The sequence below is a fragment of the Acidovorax sp. 106 genome, assembly GCF_003663825.1.
In the GTDB taxonomy this organism is placed as follows: domain Bacteria; phylum Pseudomonadota; class Gammaproteobacteria; order Burkholderiales; family Burkholderiaceae_C; genus Acidovorax.
Genome location: NZ_RCCC01000001.1, coordinates 477,440 through 494,514 on the forward strand (window position 1 = coordinate 477,440; position 17,075 = coordinate 494,514).

The following is a 17,075-nucleotide window of genomic DNA, read 5'->3' on the forward strand; positions in this document are numbered from 1 at the left end:
GGCTGGCGGGCTTTTTCATTGGAGGGGCGATTGATGAGAGAAATAGCCCCTAGCGCAATCCAGATAAGCGCTAGAAGCTATATTTTTAATAGCAAATTGCCATATGAGGCCACTGCGCCTGCGCTGAGGGCCTGCTCAACCCCCTTAATACACGTCGCGCCGGTAGCGCCCTTCGCGCAGTAAGTGGTCCAGTGCGTCTGCCCCCAAAATCTGGCGCAGTGCGCTGTCCACTGCCTGGGCCATGCCCTGCAGGCTGCCGCACACGTACACCGCCGCGCCTTGCGCCACCCAGGCGCGCACGGTCTCGGCCTCGGCCGCCAGCAGGTGCTGCACGTACACGCGGGTGGGCTGGTCGCGCGAGAAGGCCACATCCAGCCGCTGCAGGGTGCCTTGCCGGCGCCAGCCTTCCAGCTCGGCCTGGTGGTGAAAGTCGTACGCGGCATTGCGCTCGCCAAACAGCAGCCAGTTGGGCCCGGCCCCCACGGCCGCCCGGGCGCGCAGGTGGGCGCGCAGCCCGGCCAGGCCGGTGCCGTTGCCAATCAAAATCAAGGGGCGCCGGGCATTGCCCTCCAGCCGGAAGTTGCTGTGCGCACGCAGCCGCAGGGGTATGGCCGCGCCCACAGCAGCACCCTGCGTGAGCCAGCCCGAGGCCACGCCGAGCGAGCCATCGCCACGCACCGCCTGGCGCACCAGCAGATGGATGCTGCCGTCGCTGGCGATAGAGGCCACCGAATACTCGCGTGGGTGATCGGGGTCTTGCGGGGTGCGCACCTGCACCAGGTCGCCCGACTCCCACACCCCGGCCGTGCCTGCCAGGCCTGAGGGGGGCGCTAGTTCAAGGTGAAACACCGCCCCGCCTGCGCTGCCGGGGTTCAGGTGCGTGCGCCGGGCCAGCACCCAGTTGGCAAACTCGGGCGCCTGCCAGGCGGGCATATCGCTGACATGGGCCACCTGCCCCAGGTGGTGCTGCCACTGCTGCAGCGCCTCTACATCGCCGTTGTCCATCTCCACGGTGTCAAACAGGCGGGTAGCGCCGCAGCGTTGCAGCCAGGCATCTACCTGGCGCCCAAAGCCGCAAAAGTGGGTGTACTGCCGGTCGCCCAGCGCCAGCAGGCCGTAGCGCAAGTGCGCCAGCTGCGGTGCGCTGGCCAGGATGTGGCTGGCAAAGGCGGCGGCGTGGTCGGGCGGGTCGCCCTCGCCGCAAGTGCTGACCACCCACAGCGCGAACTGGGCCTGGGCCAGCGCCTCGGGGGTGAGCTGGTCCACGGGGCACAGTTGCACGGGCTCTCCGGCAGCGTGCAGCAGCCGGGCGGTTTCCTCTGCCAGCTCTTGGGCCTGGCCAGTCTGGCTGGCGTACACCACCAGCAGGGCATGGAGCCCCTCGCGTGCAGCAGCCAGTGACGCGGCTTGTGCCTGGGCTGCCCGCAGCTTGCGGCGCTCGCGCCACCAAACGGCTGCGCACAGGACGGCATACAGGGCCACCAGGCCTGCGGCGGCCATCCAGCGCGCAGCGCCCACCATCGCCATTTCACCCAAGAGCCCCATGGGGTTTTCCCAAAAAATCAACCCACCCGAGCGGGCAGGTCCAGCTGTTCCAAAGCGGCACTGGTGTGCACCACCAGCCCCGCATCCGTGTGCTCGCACAGCAGTGCGGCAATGCCATGGTGCTGTGCAAAGGCCAGCCCCTCGTGCGGCCCCAGCACCGTGAGCACGGTGGCCAGGGCATCGGCCTGCATGCATTCAGCATGCAGCACCGTGACGCTGCTGAGCCGGTGCAGCACCGGCTCGCCGGTGCGCGGGTCCAGCGTGTGCGAGTAGCGGCGCCCGCCCAGGTCAAACGCGTGCCAGTGGTCCCCCGAGGTGGCCACGGCCATGTCGCGCAGCGGAAGTACGCGGGGCGCACGGGAGGCAGGGGTGCGCTGGCGTGAGCTGGCCGCATAGGCCCCGCCCACGCCATCGATCACGCCTGCGATCTGCACCCGCCAGGGCAGGCCATCGGGGCGCAGGCCGCTGGCGCGCAGCTCGCCGCCCACCTCCACCAAAAAATCGGTAAACCCCAGGCGCTGCAGGGTGCGCGCCACCAGGTCCACCCCAAAGCCTTTGGCAATGCCGCTCAAATCCAGCTGCGCACCGCCGGGCTGCAGCACGCGGCGCTCGGCCGCGCTCAGTTGCAGCCGCTCAAAGCCCACACGGGCCCGGGCAGCCTGCAACCGCTGCGGGTGGGGCAACTGGGCACGGTGGTCTGCCAAAGGGTTGGCACGCGGGCCAAAGCCCCAGGCATCCACCAGCGGGCCCACGGTGGGGTCCCACGCGCCCTGGCTGGCACGCGACCAGTGCAGCGCACACGCCATCACTTCCATGAACTCGGGCGATATCACCTGCCACACGCCCGCCTCCGCGCGGTTGAAGCGGCTGATTTCCGAGTCAGCCTCCCAGTGGCTCATCTGCTGCACCACGGTGTCCAGCGCCTGCTGCACCGCAGTCTGCACGGGCTGTAGCGGCGCAAACCCCGGGTTGCCCAGGCGCACCGACCAGGTGGTGCCCATGGTGGCGCCCGCCAGGGTGTGCAGCGCGGCCGGATCGCGCGCGCGCAGCACTGGGGCCGGGCCGGTGGCGTAGCCAGCGGCTGCAGGGGCCAAAGGCGCGGCGGGCAAACCACCGGGCTGGCAACCGGCCCCATAGCGCACGCGGATGCGCGGGGTCTGGGGCGTGGTGTGCTGGGCGTACAAGGTGTGCGTCGCGCTCAGGGCAACACTTCCAGGGTGCCGACGTACGACAGGCGGCGCTCCTTGGCCTGGGGCACCGAGGTCTTGTCGTCCTTCACATCGGCATCCACCCAGTACATGCCAGCCGCTGGCCAGGTGATGCTGAACTGGCCTTTCGCATCGGTCGTGGCCTTGATCTCGCCGAGCTTGTCGCGGTAGCGCGAGCTGCCCGCTACCAAGGCCACCTCCACGCCGACTGCGGGCTTGCCATCCACATGGAAGGCAAAGGTGGCTTTTTCGCCCTGGGCCAGGTCGTTGGGGTGCGTCACGGGCACCAGCTCCAGCCCCTTACCGCTGGCCTTGACGGCGCTGGGTTTGCCCACGGTCACATAGGTTTCCACCCGCCCGGCGGATTGGATGACCTTCAAGTCTTGCGCATCGGCAGGCACTTCGGCAGCAAACTTTTCGGGGGTGCCACGCCAGCGCTTGGGCTGCCCGGCCTTGTCCTTGTAGGTGGCCATCAGGCCGCCGTTGAGCACCGCCAGGCGGTAGGTGCCGGGCTGGGTCAGGTTCAGGTCAAACACGCTGCGCAACTTGCCTTTGTGGGCGTTTTCAGGGGCCAGCGTGGAACCGTCGGGCGCCGTCACCACCAGGTTGTCCAAACCCAGCGGCACGTGGTTGAAGAAGAACAGGTCGTTGGACACCGCAGCGTCCACGGTGATCCATTCCGCTTTGGACAACACGGTGCTCGAAGGCAGCAACCACACGTTATGGGCCTGGGCGGCCGACGCGGCACCCAGCAACAACGCCACACCAGCGGCCAAATGCGCCAACCGGGCGCGTGCAGGAACAGGAAATTTCATCAATGACTCCAGTTGAGCGAAGAGAACGAATCAAAAAAGGGGATGTGCCGGAGCGGCTCAGGGCTTCAGCTCTAGGGTGATCTCGCCGAGCTCGCTGCTGCCTGCTGCGCGCAGTTGCTGCGCCTTGGCCGCAGGCCAGGTGAAGGGCACCGACACCACCTCGCGCCCGCCCACCTCGCGGGCGGCTTCCACCACCAGCTTGTAGTTGCCTGCGGGCAAGGCGGCCAGCGGGTTCTTGCCTTCAGTAAATTGCAGCTGGTGCTTGCCTGCGGGGCGTGTGGGGCTGGTCACGCCGTCGATGGGCATCTCCAGATCGCGCCCGGCGCGGCGCCACCACTGGCGCATATCCTTGAGCCACTTGGTGCCTGTGCCCTCGGCGTTCTTGAGCTTGACGTCGTACCAGACCGACAGGGTGGACGCCACGGTGTTGTCCGCGCGCTCGAGCCACACGGCCACATAGGGGCGGTGGTACTCGGCCACGTCCAGGCGGGGGATTTCCACCCCCACATTCAGCCCGGCTGCAAAGGCAGGGGCCCCAAGGCACGCGCCCAGGGCCACGGTGTAGCGCAGTTTGGATGGCGAGGGTTTCAGCATAGGCAGGCTTTCTTTCGTGAAAGTTCAGTGGATAAACAAGAGCGCCAGCAGCGCAGGCAGCACCAGGCCCAGCCCCACCATGGGCCAAGTCCAGGGGCGGTTGCCCGCGTGCATCTTCAAAATGAACAGGCCCGTGAAAGAGAACACCAGGCAGGCCACGGCAAATAGGTCGATGAACCAGTTCCAGGCTGCGCCGGTGTTGCGGCCCTTGTGCAGGTCATTGAGGTAGGCAATCCAGCCCCGGTCGGTGTTTTCGTACTCGGCCTCGCCGTCTTGCAGCCCCAGGCGCAGCCAGGCATCTCCGCCGGGGCGCGGTAAGGAGACATAGACCTCGTCGTCGGCCCACTCGGCCTCGCGCCCGGCCAGCGAGACACCCCACTGCACGTGGGCCCATTGCGCCAGCTCGGGCGGCACGGCAGAGCGCTTACCCGCACTCTGGGCCCGCTCTGACAGCACCTGCTGCAACGCCTGCGGGGCCTGCGCCTGGGCCCGCACCACGCGGGGCTTGGATTCGATCTGCCCGGCATGGTTGAGCGTGATGCCCGTCACCGCAAACAACAGCATGCCCAGCAGGCACAGGGCCGAGCTAACCCAGTGCCACTCGTGCAGGGTTTTGAGCCAGAAGGAGCGCCGCCGGTGGTCTTGTAACTTGGTCATGCCTGGGGGGAAAAGAGCGCCGGGCCACCCAAACCCACCCTGAGAATGCGCCACCCGAACCCGGCATTGTAATTTTCAAAATGACAATCATTCTCGTTTGCATGAACTTTACATAAACGAATTGCGGTATCTCCAATCCATCCGCCGCCACCGCAACAGGGATAACCCCTACAACCCAGACAGCAATTTGACAGCTTTGCAAGTCACGATTACATCCATTACAAAAACTTCCAGACGCGTGCCCGCTTTTCGGGCTGCATGACCTGGAGTGGAGCCCACCGCATCCCCACCCTGAGGCAAGGGGCACAAAAAAGCAGGGCCCACGGACACCCAACCGTTCGTTGTTCCATCGTTTGTTGTCTGGGTGCAGGCTGGGAGCCCGCACCTGCTTCAGCCCACTACCCAAGGTTCCATGACCATGCAACGCAGACAGATCCTGGCGCGCAGCGCCGCAATGGCCGCCCTACTGACCCCGCTGGCACCTGCCGCCCTGGCCCAGGCCACCACACCGCGCCCCGGCGCGCCCGCCCCCAAGGCTGCCAAGGTGGCGGGCACGCTGCGCATCGTCATCCCGGCCAACCCCGGCGGCGGCTGGGACCAGACGGGCCGCGCCCTGGGCGCCGCCCTCAAGGCCGTGGGCGCTGCAGACCAGGTGGAGTTTGAGAACATTGGCGGCAAGGGCGGCACCATCGGCCTGGCCAAATACGCTGAGAAGTACGGCAACGACGCCAACACCCTGCTGATGGGCGGCATGGTGATGGTGGGCGCTGTGGCCCTGCAAAAGCCCGCCGTGGACATGGGGCACATCCAGCCCATTGCCCGACTGACCAGCGACTACCTGGTCACAGCGGTGCCGGCATCCTCCCCCATCAAGAGCGGCAAGGACCTGGCCGACGCCATGCGCGGTGACCTGCCTGCCCTGCCCGTGGCCGGTGGCTCCGCCGGTGGCGTAGACCACATCTACGCTGGCGTGCTGGCGCGCGCGGCCAAGGCAAAACCTGAAGCCTTGGTGTACCGCCCCTTTGCCAGCGGCACCGAGGTGGTGGAGTCCCTGCTCAAAGGCGATGCTGCCGTGGGCATCTCGGGCTACAGCGAGTTCAGCGATGCCCTGGCAGCGGGCAAACTGCGGGCCATCGGCGTATCGGCGCGGCGCAGTGCGTTTGGCATCCCGGCCTTCAAAGACCAGGGCATTGACGCCGTGATGGCCAACTGGCGCGGCGTGTTCACCGGCAAGGGCGTGAGCCCCGCCCGCACGGCCGAACTGCTGGCAGCGGTGGAGCAAGCCACCCACCACGAAAGCTGGCTGCAAACGCTCAAGCAAAACCGCTGGGAAGCCTCCTGGCTGGCTGGCAAGGACCTGACCGAGTTCATGGAACTGGACCTGACCACCGCACGCGTGATGGTGTACCTGCTCAAGCTCAAGGCCTGAGCCCACTCCCCAGCCCCCTGACTCAGCCCCCTGCGGGGCCTGGGTCAGCACAGCCCACCCGGCCGGTGTTGTAAGCCCCCCTCACCCACCACGCCCCCCGCACAGCCCCGCTTGCGGGGCGCCGCCGCCATCGGCACACTGGATTCACCCTGGGTGCCACTCTGGGCGCACTTTTGGATCGTTGCGCAGCCAGGCAGCAAGCGCCGCCCATGCCAGAGGGGGCCTGGAGCCACAGTGCATCCCATTTTTGAATCCGCCCTGACCTGCGAGGCTTTTTATGAAAATGTCCCACTTCTCCATTGGTGCGCGCATGGCCGGAGCGCTTGGGCTGGTGCTGGCGCTGTTGATTGGTGCCGCACTCTTTGGCATTGCCGCGCTGTACAAAACCCTGGGCACCTACGACAGCACCGTGCTGCAACGCGTGGCGCAAGAGCGCGCCGTGAGCCGCATGGAAAGCGAGTTCAAAACCCAGGTGCTGGAGTGGAAGAACACCCTGCTGCGCGGCGAAGATGCCCGCAAGCGCGAGTTGCACTGGGGCGCCTTCCAGGCCAGCGAGAAACGCGTGGCCGAGGCCGCCCGTGCGCTGGAGCCCCAGCTGAGCGACCCGCAAGAAAAGGCCGCGCTGCAGAAGTTCACCGAAGCACACACGCAGATGGCCCAGGGCTACCGCAAGGGGTTTGACGTCTTCCAGTCCCTCGGGTTTGTGCCTTCCGCAGGCGATGCCGATGTGGCCGACATCGACCAGGGCCCGGCCAAGCTGCTCACTGCACTGAGCGAGCAAGTGGCCAGCAGCAGCGCAGCCATTGCACAAGAAGCCGCGCAGGACGCACGCCGCGCGCTCGTCAGCAGCCTGGTGGCGCTGGCGCTGGTCACGGGGCTGGGCGTGGTGGCCGGGCTGGTGCTCACCCGCTCGGTGGTGCGGCCGCTGCGCGAGGCGGTGGCTGTGGCGCACAAGGTGGCTGCGGGCGACCTGACGTCGACCATTGCACTGGAGGGCCAGGACGAGCCCGCCCGGCTGCTGCAGGCCCTCAAGGCCATGCAAGAGAACCTGGAGAACGTGGTGTCTGGCGTGCGCAGCAGCGCCGAGAGCGTGGCCAGCGCCAGCGCCGAAATTGCCCAGGGCAACGCCGACCTGAGCATGCGCACGGAAGAGCAAGCCTCGTCCCTGGACGAGACCGCTTCGTCCATGCAGCAGCTGCAGCAAACCGTGCAGCAAAACGCCGCCAACGCCCAGCGCGCCAGCGAACTGGCGCGCAACGGCTCGGCCGTGGCCGAGCGCGGCGGCGCCGTGGTGGAGCAGATGGTGCAGGTGGTGCAAGGCATCCAGGAAAGCTCGCGCCGCATTGCCGACATCATTGGTGTGATCGACTCGATTGCTTTTCAGACCAACATCCTGGCGCTGAACGCTGCCGTGGAAGCCGCCCGAGCAGGCGAACAAGGCCGGGGCTTTGCGGTGGTGGCCAGCGAGGTGCGCAACCTGGCCACCCGCAGCGCCAGCGCGGCACAAGAGATCAAGACCCTGATCCAGGCCAGCGTGGAACGCGTGCAGGCAGGCTCAGACCTGGCCCAGAACGCCGGGGGCACCATGGCCGAGGTGGTCGCCTCCATTCGCGGGGTCAGTGAGCTGATGCAGGAAATCAGCCACGCCAGCAGCGACCAGACCAGCGACATGCTGCGCGTGACCCAGGCCATCGTGCGCATGGACGAAGCCACCCAGCAAAACGCCGCGCTGGTAGAAGAAAGCGCGGCCGCCGCTGGCAGCCTGAGCGGCCAGGCCAGCGAGCTGGTGCAGGCCGTGGCGGTGTTCCGCGTGCGCCACCAGGGCTCGCACGCACCGGCCTTGTTGCGTTGAGAACCTGCTCTTGATTAGCTACTTGCCTCAGATACCACTCCATCCGTTCGGGCTGAGCCCGTCGAAGCCAGGGCTTGCCGCGTGCGTGCAAAGCTTCGACAGGCAGCCCGAACGGGTAGGGACGAGAAAGCGTCTGAGGCAGGTCGCCCATCAGGAACATGTTCAAAGCGCCACGCCAAAGCACTGCGCCACTCGCTCACATATTCATAGCTGCCGGCGCTTTACTATCAAGCGCTAGCGGGCAAAAACGTTGTAACCCCGCCTCAATCCACCTTCACGTTGGCGGCCTTGACCACCTGCGCCATGCGCGCCGCTTCGGTGCGGAAGAAGGCGGCAGCGGCATCGGGCGGGGTGAGCTTGATGTCGTAGCCCTGGGCGATGAGGGCATCGCGCGCCTCGGGCATGTCCATGGCGGCCTTGAAGCCGTTGAACAGGCGGGCAAGCTCCGCCTTGGGCAGGCCGGTGGGCGCCACGGGGGCGATCCAGCCGTCCAGCTCATACGCAGGCAAACCTTGCTCTGCAATGGTGGGCACGCCGGGCAGCGAGGCCAGGCGCGTGGCCGTGGTCACGCCCAAGGCGCGCAGTGATCCCGACTTGATGTGCGCGGCCGCAGGCGCCACGGCCACCACCGCCAACTGCACCTGGCCACCCAGCACATCGTTCATTAGCGGGCCCATGCCCTTGTAGGGAATGTGCTGGATGGCGACCTTGGCCTGGTCCACGAACATGGCCGCCCCCAGGTGCAGGATGGTGCCGTTGCCCGACGAGCCGTAGTTGAGCACCCCAGGCTTGGACTTGGCGTAGGCGATCAGCTCCTGCACATTTTTGGCGGGCACCGACGGGTGGGCCACCAGCACAAACGGCGTAGCGCCCAGGATGGTGATGGGCGCAATGTCGGCCAGCGAATCGAACGGGATGTTCTTGTACACGCTGGGGTTGACCACATGGTTGTTCGATACCACCCCAATCACCGAGCCGTCCTTGGGCGCCCGCACGATCTGCGTGGTGCCGGTGATGCCGCCCGCGCCGGGCAGGTTTTCAATCACCACCGGCTGGCCCAACGCCTTGGCCAGGCTGCTACTGATGGCGCGGATGGCGCCATCGGCCCCCGAGCCTGCAGACAGCGGCAGGATGATGCGCAATGGTTTGTCACCCAGGCTTTGCGCCCGCACCAGGCCCGGCAACGTGAGTGCCCCTGCCCCGAAGGCACTCGCCCCAAGCCACAGTGCTTGGCGGCGTGTGGGGAACGCCAGGGCACCGGAGGTTGCAAAGCGGTCGCTCAGACCTGCGGCCATGGCGTCGGGGAGCTGTGTTTTCATGGTGTTGTCTCCGTTGTTGTGCTTGATCACCTCGGGCCGCGCAGTCTGCCGCTGGGCTGGTCCGAGCCGGGAAAAGTCCAAGGCCCGTCAGGCCACCGCCCCTGCCTGCTGCAAGGCCTGCACCTGCTCTGCCGTGTAGCCCAGCTCTTGCATCAAGGCCACTGTGTGCTGGCCCAGCACCGGGGGCTGCAGGCGCACGCCCAGGCGCTGGCCGTCCATGGCCAACGGGAGCAGCGTGGTGCGGGCGGTTTGCCCGGCGCGCTCGCCGTCGGGCAAGGTGATATCGGCCAGGCCGCCAGTGGCGTTGAGGTGCGGGTCGTCCAGCAACTGCTCGGGCCGCGAAATGGGGGCAAACGGCAGGCCGTGCTTTTCAAAAATGGCGGCCAATTCCGCCGCGCTGTGGGCGGCCAGGCGCTGGCGCAGGTCGGGCATCAGCGTGGGGCGGGCGCGCACGCGGTCGTTGTTGGTGGCGAGTTGCGGGTGGGCCTTCAGGTCGGCATAGCCCATGGCGTCGCAGAAGGTGAGCCACTGCGCGTCGCTCACGGCGGCCAGAAAGATCTGCTCGCCCTCTTTGACCGTGAACACGTCGTACAGCGCCCACGAAGAGATGCGGTCGGGCATGGGGGCGGCGGGCTTGCCGGTCACGGCGTACTGCATCATGTGCTGGCCGACCAGGAACACGTTGTTCTCGAACAAGGCCGAGTCCACCTCTTGCCCGCGCCCGGTGATGCCGCGCTGCATCAGCGCCGCCATGGCGCCAATCGCGCCAAACATGCCGCCCATGATGTCGTTGACGCTGCTGCCTGCGCGCAGCGGGTCGCCGGGGCGGCCCGTCATGTAGGCCAGGCCGCCCATCATCTGCACCACTTCATCCAGCGCGGTGCGGTGCTCGTAAGGCCCGGCCAGAAAGCCGGTGTGGTTCACGTAGATGAGCCGGGAGTTGAGCTGCGACAGCGCTGCGTAATCCAGGCCGTACTTGGTCATCACGCCGGGCTTGAAGTTTTGCGCCACCACGTCGGCCGATGCCGCCAGCTTGCGCGCTACCTCCAGCCCGTCGGGGTTGCGCAGGTCCAGCGCGATGCTTTTCTTGTTGCGGTTGAACATGGGAAAGAAGCCTGCCCCGGCACCGAGCAGGTGGCGGGTGCGGTCGCCCTCCACCGGCTCGACCTTGATGACCTCGGCCCCCAGATCGCCCAGCACCATGCCGCAGGTGGGGCCCATGACCATGTGGGTGAACTCAACGACCCGCAGACCCGCCAAGGGCAAGGGGCGCGTGGACGAGTTGGACGATTCGGACGGGGAAGAAGAGGTGGTACTTGTCATGGGCGAACGATACAGAAATCAAGCCGCTGCGGCGGCCAGTGTGGGCAGTGCGTGGCGGGGCAGGCCCGCCTGCCACAGCGCACCGTGCAGCACCTCGCCCGCCAGCCAGCCCGCCACCTGCTGGCGCAGCGCCAGCAGCGCAGGCACATCCACACCAGTGGCCACGCCCATGCGCTGCAGCATGTATTCCAGGTCTTCGGTGGTGACGTTGCCACTGGCGCCGGGCGCGTGAGGGCAGCCGCCAATGCCCGCCAGGCAGGCATCAAAGCGGGTGATGCCGGTTTGCCAGGCGGCGTAGGCATTGGCTAGGCCCATGCCGCGCGTGTCGTGAAAATGCGCGCAGGCCAGCCGGTCGCCCACCAGGGAGCGGGCCTTGGCAAACAGGCGCTGCACGCTGGCAGGGTCGGCAAAGCCCACGGTGTCCGCCAGGCTCACGCGGTCAGCGCCCGCATCGAGCAGGGCCTGCATCAGGCGCAGCACTTCGCTCTCGGCCACCTCGCCCTGCAGCGTGCAGCCAAACGCCGTGCCCACGCCGCCTTCGATCAGCGTGGCGCTGCCTGCTGCATCGCGGGCAGCGCGGATGCGGGCCACCTCGGCCACTACCTCGTCGGGCGTCTTGCGCAGATTGGCCAGGCTGTGCGCGTGGCTGGCCGACAGGGGCACGACCATCAGGTGTGCGCCACATTCCAGCGCGCGCTCGGCCCCTTTCAGGTTGGGCACCAGCACCGAGGCGCGCAGGCCCGGCAGCGTTTGCGCATGGGCCAACACCTCGGCCGTGTCGGCCAACTGGGGCAACAGGCGGGCGGGGACGAAGGAGCCCACCTCGATCTCGCGCTGCCCGACGGTGTAGGCAGCGTTCACCCACTCGATCTTCTGCGCCGTGGGCAGCACGCGGGCAATGCTTTGCAGGCCGTCACGCAGCCCCACTTCGCGAACGATGGCGCGGGCTGCGGGGGGCGGCAGGTCTGACGGGATCGGGAAAGTGCTCACGGGGTGTCTCTTTGGAATGAGTTTGGGGATGATTCTAAAAATTCCAAAAAGAATCAGAAAATACATCTCGGAAGCCATAACATTCCCAAACGGAACATCACGCTACCCTGGAGACTTGCCATGCGCGATCTTGATTTGCAAACCCTGCGCCTGTTTGCCGCCGTGTGCGACCAGCGCAGCATTGCGCGGGTGGCCGAGCAGGAATCCATCGTGGGATCGGCCATCAGCAAGCGGCTGGCCCAGCTGGAAGACACGGTGGGCACGCCCCTGCTGCTGCGCAAGCGCCGGGGTGTGGTGCCCACCCCAGCGGGCGAAACGCTGCTGGAGCACGCCCGCACCATGCTGGCCAGCGTGGGGCAGATCGAGCGTGACATGGCCGCGTATGCCACCGGCACCCGGGGCCATGTGCGCATGCTGGTCACGGCCTCGGTCATGGCGGAATCGCTGGCCGATGATGTGGCTGCGTTTTTGCAAGACCCTGCCCACCGCGACATCCAGATCAGCATGGAAGAGCGGGTGAGCCCGGACGTGGTGCAGGGCATTCGCGAGGGCAGCGCGTCCATCGGCATCTGCTGGGACGCGGCCGACCTGAGCGGCCTGCAAACGCGCAGCTACCGCAGCGACCACCTGGCCATCGTGGCCCATGCATCGCACCCTGTGGCACAACTGCCCACGGTGCGCTTTGCCGATGTGCTGGGCTACGAGTTTGTGAGCATGCCCGCGCTGAGCGCGGTGCAGGTGCTGCTGGCCCGCGCAGCGGCGGTGGAAGGCAAGACCTTGGCCCACCGGGTGCTGGTGTCCAACTTTGACGCGGCCTTGCGCGTGGTGCGGGCCAACTTGGCCATCAGCGTGGTGCCCCGCGAGGTGGCTGCGCCCTTTGCCAGCACGGCTCCAGTGCGCATCGTGCCGCTGAGCGATGCCTGGGCCCAACGCCGCTTTGCGATTTGCTTCCGCGATGAGGTGGCCTTGTCTCCCGCCGCACAGTTACTGGTGCAGCACCTGGCCGCCCAGACACAAGCCATGACTGCGTAGCCTGCGTGCCACACTTGAAAGGCCGCCGCGACCGCTTTGCCCCAGCAACAGCGCGTGCCAAAAAGCCGTTGCTGCACGGGCGAAAACCCCTGACAAAACCCCGCTGGGCAGGCATAAAAACAAGGCCCAAAATCAAGGGTCTATCGCATATGCAGATTGCCTTTTGAGCTACCAAACTTGTAGCAAAATAGGTTCCGCGCTATAGTCGCAGCGCATTGGCAGGTGCACACGCACCCTGCTCCCAAATAACCGACCCAACACTCGCGCAAGGAGAAGCATCCATGAGCTCCAAAGAAAACGCCGCCATCCACCAGCTGTTTGAGCGGCTCGAATGCCGTTACGCGCTGCGCGTGCTGTGGGCCCTGCGGGACGGGCACCCCCAAACCTTCCGCCTGCTGCAAGACAGCGTGGGCGGCATCACCCCCAACACCTTGAACACCCGCATCAAAGAGCTGCGCGAAGCCGGCCTGCTGGACCACGGCAACGACGGCTACACCGTCACCGCCTCGGGTGCCGACCTGCTCAAGCGTCTGAACGATGTGCAAGCCTTTGCCACACGCTGGGTGGCAGGCCGCGCCAAGAAGCAGGCCTGAACCCGGCCCGCTGATGGCAGCGCCCCGGCGGCGCCAACATCAAGCAAAAACATCCCCTAAGGCTTGATAGACAAGCGCTACAAGCTATATTTTTAATAGCAAAAGGACATTCCATGGCCCTCACCACCACCGCCTCTGGCCTGCAATACGAAGACACCACCGTGGGCGAAGGCGCCGAAGCCACCAAGGGCGCCAGCGTTTCGGTGCACTACACCGGCTGGCTGTACAAGGATGGCGAGCAAGGCGCCAAGTTCGACTCCAGCCGTGACCGCAATGACCCCTTCGAGTTCTCGCTGGGCGCTGGCATGGTCATCAAGGGCTGGGACGAAGGCGTGCAAGGCATGAAGATCGGCGGCCAACGCACGCTGATCATCCCCGCAGCCCTGGGCTACGGTGCACGCGGCGCAGGCGGCGTGATCCCCCCGAACGCCACACTGAAGTTTGATGTGGAACTGCTGAAGGTGCGCTGAGCGCAGACGGCAACCGCCTCACTCCCCACAAATAAAAAGCCAACCAGATCGGTTGGCTTTTTTCATGGGGAACCCGCTGGGTTGAAACGACGCAACCCCCTCACCCAAACAAGGCTTTGCGCAGAGGCTCGTACTTGGCCTCCCCCACCGCTTCCTTGATCTTGGGGGCCAGTGCGGCAAGGTCTTCAAAGCTCGAAGCCGACTCCACCGCCAGGTTCAACCGAAAACCGCGCAGCCCCAGAGCGGCCGTCATGGCCGTGGCTACGGGGTAAGCATCTTTGTAACGTTGCTGTGACGGCCTGGCGGTCTCGCCCGACCCGCCCTCCGCAGGGGCTGCCGATGGCGCCGCAGCAGAGGCTGCAACCGCTGCGGCGGGCAGGGCCCCACCCCCCACGGGGGCCAGCAGGCCTTGCTCGATCATGGCTTGCACATCGTCCTGCGTAATGCCCATGGCGGCCGTGGCGGCCAGCACCTCGCCCAAAGTCCGCTTGCCATCAAACAGGATGAACGCCGAGCGCTGTCTGGACGTCAGCCCACCGTGCCGATCCTTCATTGCATCCTGACCTGCCTGCGTTTTGACGAGAACCATGTGCCTCCTGGGTTTAAATCAGGCTGCACCGCTGAGCACAACCTGGGGCACAGCGTGGCACATTTGGTGACAATTGGGTATGGGGTTTATCCATAAGAATCTGTTCCCATTTGCCGAACGCCGTGCAGCGTCTGAACAGAAGCCGCATCGCTACCGCAGGTGCTGAGACAGGTTCTTAGATTTCGAGCCGCACCCCGGTGGGCACGGGCGCCGGGCGCGTGATGCGACTGACCACCGCCGCCGCAACAAACCCCGCCGGCACCCCAAACACACCGGCCGAGATGGGCTGGATGCCAAACCACAGGCCGTTTGCCAGCAGCCATCCGGGCAGCGCACCGCGCACAGCGGGCACATGCGAGAGCAGGTAATACACCGCCACCCCCAAACCAAACAGCATGCCCGCCACCGCTCCCTTGCGGGTGGTACCGCGCCAGAAAATGCCCAGCACCATCACCGGCACAAAGGCCGACGCCGCCAGCGAAAACGATGCAGAGACCATGGTCAGAATTTCGGAGGGCTTGAGCGCCGCCACAAAGGCGGCCGACAGCGCCACCGCCAGCAGCGTGAACTTGGTGAGAATCACCCGCTGCTCGGGCGATGCATCGCGTTTGGTGCCCCGGAAGTAGAGGTCGCGCACCAGTGCATTGCTGATGGTGAGCAGCAGTCCATCGGCGGTGGACAGCGCCGCCGCCAACCCGCCCGCCGCCACCAAGCCCGACACCACATAGGGCAAGCCCCCCAGCTCTGGTGTGGCCAGCATGATGAGGTCCGCCCCCAGGCGGATTTCGCCAAACTGCACGATGCCGTCGCCGCTAACGTCCTCGATCGACAGCAGCGAGCTGTCCACCCGCGCCCACTGGGCCATCCAGTTGGGCAGGGCCTCAAAGCTGCTGCCCACTAAGTTTTGCATGACCTCGAACTTCACCAACACCGCCAAGGCGGGCGCGCTCAAGTACAGCAGGGCAATGAAGAACAGCGACCACGCCACCGAGGCCCGTGCCCCCGCCACCGTGGGCGAGGTGTAGTAGCGGGTGAGCAAGTGCGGCAGCCCCGCCGTGCCCACCATCAGGCAGAACATCAGCGCCAGAAAGTTGCGGCGCGCCAGGACGTATTCGCGCTGCTCTTCGGGGGTGCCGTTGGGGTCGCCCGCGTAGGCCTGGCTGTGCAGCGGCAGGCCACCCAGGGGTTTGGCACGCTCGTAGTTCTCGTGCATTTCGCGGGTCCAGCGCTCGCGGGCACCCGCCACATCGCGGGGCAAGGCCGCCAGCTCGCGGCTGGCCGAGACGATCAGGCCCACATCGGCGTTTTGGGCACGCAGCTGGTGGATGCGCTCGCGCCCCAGCTCGCGCTCGCGCTCCAGGGCGCCTTCCACATCCTGCAGCCGTGCTTCCAGGTCTTTGGCGCGGCGCAAGTAGGCTTGCACCACCTGGTGCTCGGACGGTGAATCCAGCAGCTGCGCCTCCAGGTCCGCAATCTTGCCAATCTGCGCGCCATACACGGCGGGCGCCAACGGGTTGCCCAGTTGTTTGTAGGCCAGCCAGGACACGGGAATCAAAAACGCCAGCAGCAGCACCACGTACTGCGCCACCTGCGTCCAGGTGATGGCGCGCATGCCACCCAGAAACGAGCACAGCAGCACGCCCCCCAGGCCCAGCATGATGCCGATCTCGAACTGCACCCCCGTGAGGCGCGAGGCGATGAGCCCCACACCGTAAATCTGTGCCACCACGTAGGTGAACGAGCACAGCACCGCCGCCAGCGCCGCAATGATGCGCGGCCAGCGCCCGCCAAAGCGCACATGGAAAAAGTCGGGCACGGTGTACAGCCCCATGGCCCGCAAGTGCGGCGCAATCAGCATCGCGACCAGGCAAAAGCCGCCCGTCCAGCCCAGTAAATAAGCCAACCCGCCAGCCTGCCCCGAGGTGCCAGAAAACCCCTGCAGGTACAGCGCCCCGGACAGGCTGATGAACGAGGCCGCGCTCATCCAGTCGGCCGCTGCGGCCATGCCGTTGTACATGGGCGGTATGCGCCGCCCGGCCACGTAGTACTCCTCCGAGTCGGACGTGCGCCCATACACACCGATGCCGGCGTACACCATCACGGTGAGAAAGAGAAAGATCGGCCCGATCCAGTGGCGCGACAGGCCCTGGCTCTCGGCCCAGGTCATGAGGGCCAAAAAGCCCAACACGCCCAGCACGTAGAGCAGAAAAAAACGGTGGGGGCGCAAAAAGGAAGGCACCCACCCACCCGTAGAGCGGCGTTCAGACACTGTGGCGCTCCGCCGCCGATGGGCTGGACGGCTGGGCGCCCGGTGCGTGAGAAGCCGCTGCAGCGCGTGCCGCCGCATCCTGGCGTTCAAAACGGCTCATGGCCCAGGCATATACCACCACGATGCCAATGAACACCAGCACAGCACCCTGCGCGGCAATCCAGTAACCCAGGGGCCAGTCGCCCAGGGTGATTTGCTGCAAGTCGCGCGCAAAGTACGTGGCCACAAAAGACACCAGCACCCACACGCCCAGCAGCCCGGCCTTGAGCCACAGGTGGCGCACGTCGTGCAGGTCGGGCGGAAACGGCCCCGCCAGCTCAGGCTCGCGGGGCAGGTGCCGGGGGGAGTATCGGGGCGGGTGTTGGGGCCCGTGTGGGGGTGGGGGCATAG

Annotated in this window: 16 protein-coding genes; 5 read left to right on the forward strand and 11 right to left on the reverse strand. The window is 66.4% G+C overall.

Translation table 11 applies throughout. The features are described from left to right. Positions 1-144: 144 nt before the first annotated feature. From C8C98_RS02105 to C8C98_RS02125, 5 genes are read right to left on the reverse strand one after another with little or no spacing between them, the layout of a single operon-like run. Positions 145-1,545, reverse strand: a complete 1,401-nt coding sequence (locus C8C98_RS02105) for a sulfite reductase subunit alpha (protein ID WP_233574422.1) — start codon at positions 1,543-1,545, stop codon at positions 145-147. A 17-nt stretch (positions 1,546-1,562) separates the two neighbouring features. Further along, positions 1,563-2,693, reverse strand: coding sequence for an FAD:protein FMN transferase (locus C8C98_RS02110; protein ID WP_121455966.1), 1,131 nt, complete (start codon positions 2,691-2,693; stop codon positions 1,563-1,565). A gap of 50 nt (positions 2,694-2,743) precedes the next feature. Further along, positions 2,744-3,568, reverse strand: coding sequence for a DUF4198 domain-containing protein (locus C8C98_RS02115; protein ID WP_121452932.1), 825 nt, complete (start codon positions 3,566-3,568; stop codon positions 2,744-2,746). A gap of 57 nt (positions 3,569-3,625) precedes the next feature. Then, positions 3,626-4,162 carry a DUF2271 domain-containing protein gene (locus C8C98_RS02120; RefSeq protein ID WP_121452933.1) on the reverse strand — a complete coding sequence of 179 codons (537 nt, stop codon included), beginning with the start codon at positions 4,160-4,162 and terminating at the stop codon, positions 3,626-3,628. 24 nt (positions 4,163-4,186) lie between these two features. Beyond that, positions 4,187-4,819 carry a PepSY-associated TM helix domain-containing protein gene (locus C8C98_RS02125; RefSeq protein WP_121452934.1) on the reverse strand — a complete coding sequence of 211 codons (633 nt, stop codon included), beginning with the start codon at positions 4,817-4,819 and terminating at the stop codon, positions 4,187-4,189. A gap of 418 nt (positions 4,820-5,237) precedes the next feature. On the opposite strand from C8C98_RS02125, the gene C8C98_RS02130 reads away from it, so the two are divergent. Continuing rightward, a complete protein-coding gene (locus C8C98_RS02130; protein ID WP_370450300.1) occupies positions 5,238-6,248 on the forward strand; it encodes a Bug family tripartite tricarboxylate transporter substrate binding protein in 1,011 nt (336 codons plus the stop codon). Positions 6,249-6,525: 277 nt separating this feature from the next. Continuing rightward, positions 6,526-8,100: a methyl-accepting chemotaxis protein gene (locus C8C98_RS02135; protein WP_121452936.1), complete on the forward strand. Its 1,575-nt coding sequence runs from the start codon at positions 6,526-6,528 to the stop codon at positions 8,098-8,100. A gap of 263 nt (positions 8,101-8,363) precedes the next feature. On the opposite strand, the gene C8C98_RS02140 is transcribed toward C8C98_RS02135, so the two are convergent. The 3 genes from C8C98_RS02140 to C8C98_RS02150 all read right to left on the reverse strand — a co-directional run bounded on the left by C8C98_RS02140 (position 8,364) and on the right by C8C98_RS02150 (position 11,732). Beyond that, on the reverse strand, positions 8,364-9,395 hold the full coding sequence (locus C8C98_RS02140) for a tripartite tricarboxylate transporter substrate binding protein (protein ID WP_121455967.1): 1,032 nt from the start codon (positions 9,393-9,395) through the stop codon (positions 8,364-8,366). A gap of 111 nt (positions 9,396-9,506) precedes the next feature. Further along, on the reverse strand, positions 9,507-10,742 hold the full coding sequence (locus C8C98_RS02145) for a CaiB/BaiF CoA-transferase family protein (protein ID WP_121452937.1): 1,236 nt from the start codon (positions 10,740-10,742) through the stop codon (positions 9,507-9,509). Positions 10,743-10,760: 18 nt separating this feature from the next. Continuing rightward, on the reverse strand, positions 10,761-11,732 hold the full coding sequence (locus C8C98_RS02150) for a hydroxymethylglutaryl-CoA lyase (RefSeq protein ID WP_233574423.1): 972 nt from the start codon (positions 11,730-11,732) through the stop codon (positions 10,761-10,763). A 120-nt stretch (positions 11,733-11,852) separates the two neighbouring features. Between C8C98_RS02150 and C8C98_RS02155 the strand changes: the two genes are divergently transcribed. The 3 genes from C8C98_RS02155 (at position 11,853) to C8C98_RS02165 (ending at position 13,827) form a co-directional block, all read left to right on the forward strand. Continuing rightward, entirely contained in the window at positions 11,853-12,764 is a 912-nt protein-coding gene (locus tag C8C98_RS02155) for a LysR family transcriptional regulator (RefSeq protein WP_121452939.1), read from the forward strand. A gap of 281 nt (positions 12,765-13,045) precedes the next feature. Further along, the gene (locus C8C98_RS02160) at positions 13,046-13,357 is read left to right on the forward strand and encodes a helix-turn-helix domain-containing protein (protein ID WP_099656283.1); all 312 of its coding nucleotides are present in this window, start codon (positions 13,046-13,048) and stop codon (positions 13,355-13,357) included. A 113-nt stretch (positions 13,358-13,470) separates the two neighbouring features. Further along, positions 13,471-13,827 carry an FKBP-type peptidyl-prolyl cis-trans isomerase gene (locus C8C98_RS02165; protein WP_099741760.1) on the forward strand — a complete coding sequence of 119 codons (357 nt, stop codon included), beginning with the start codon at positions 13,471-13,473 and terminating at the stop codon, positions 13,825-13,827. 100 nt (positions 13,828-13,927) lie between these two features. Here C8C98_RS02165 and C8C98_RS02170 read toward each other — a convergent pair whose 3' ends face one another. The 3 genes from C8C98_RS02170 to C8C98_RS02180 form a co-directional block, all read right to left on the reverse strand. Continuing rightward, positions 13,928-14,416 carry a hypothetical protein gene (locus C8C98_RS02170; protein WP_121452940.1) on the reverse strand — a complete coding sequence of 163 codons (489 nt, stop codon included), beginning with the start codon at positions 14,414-14,416 and terminating at the stop codon, positions 13,928-13,930. A 175-nt stretch (positions 14,417-14,591) separates the two neighbouring features. Next, a complete protein-coding gene (locus tag C8C98_RS02175; RefSeq protein WP_121452941.1) occupies positions 14,592-16,655 on the reverse strand; it encodes a VC_2705 family sodium/solute symporter in 2,064 nt (687 codons plus the stop codon). A 22-nt stretch (positions 16,656-16,677) separates the two neighbouring features. After that, entirely contained in the window at positions 16,678-17,073 is a 396-nt protein-coding gene (locus C8C98_RS02180; protein WP_121452942.1) for a DUF4212 domain-containing protein, read from the reverse strand. Between the last annotated feature and the right edge of the window lie 2 nt (positions 17,074-17,075).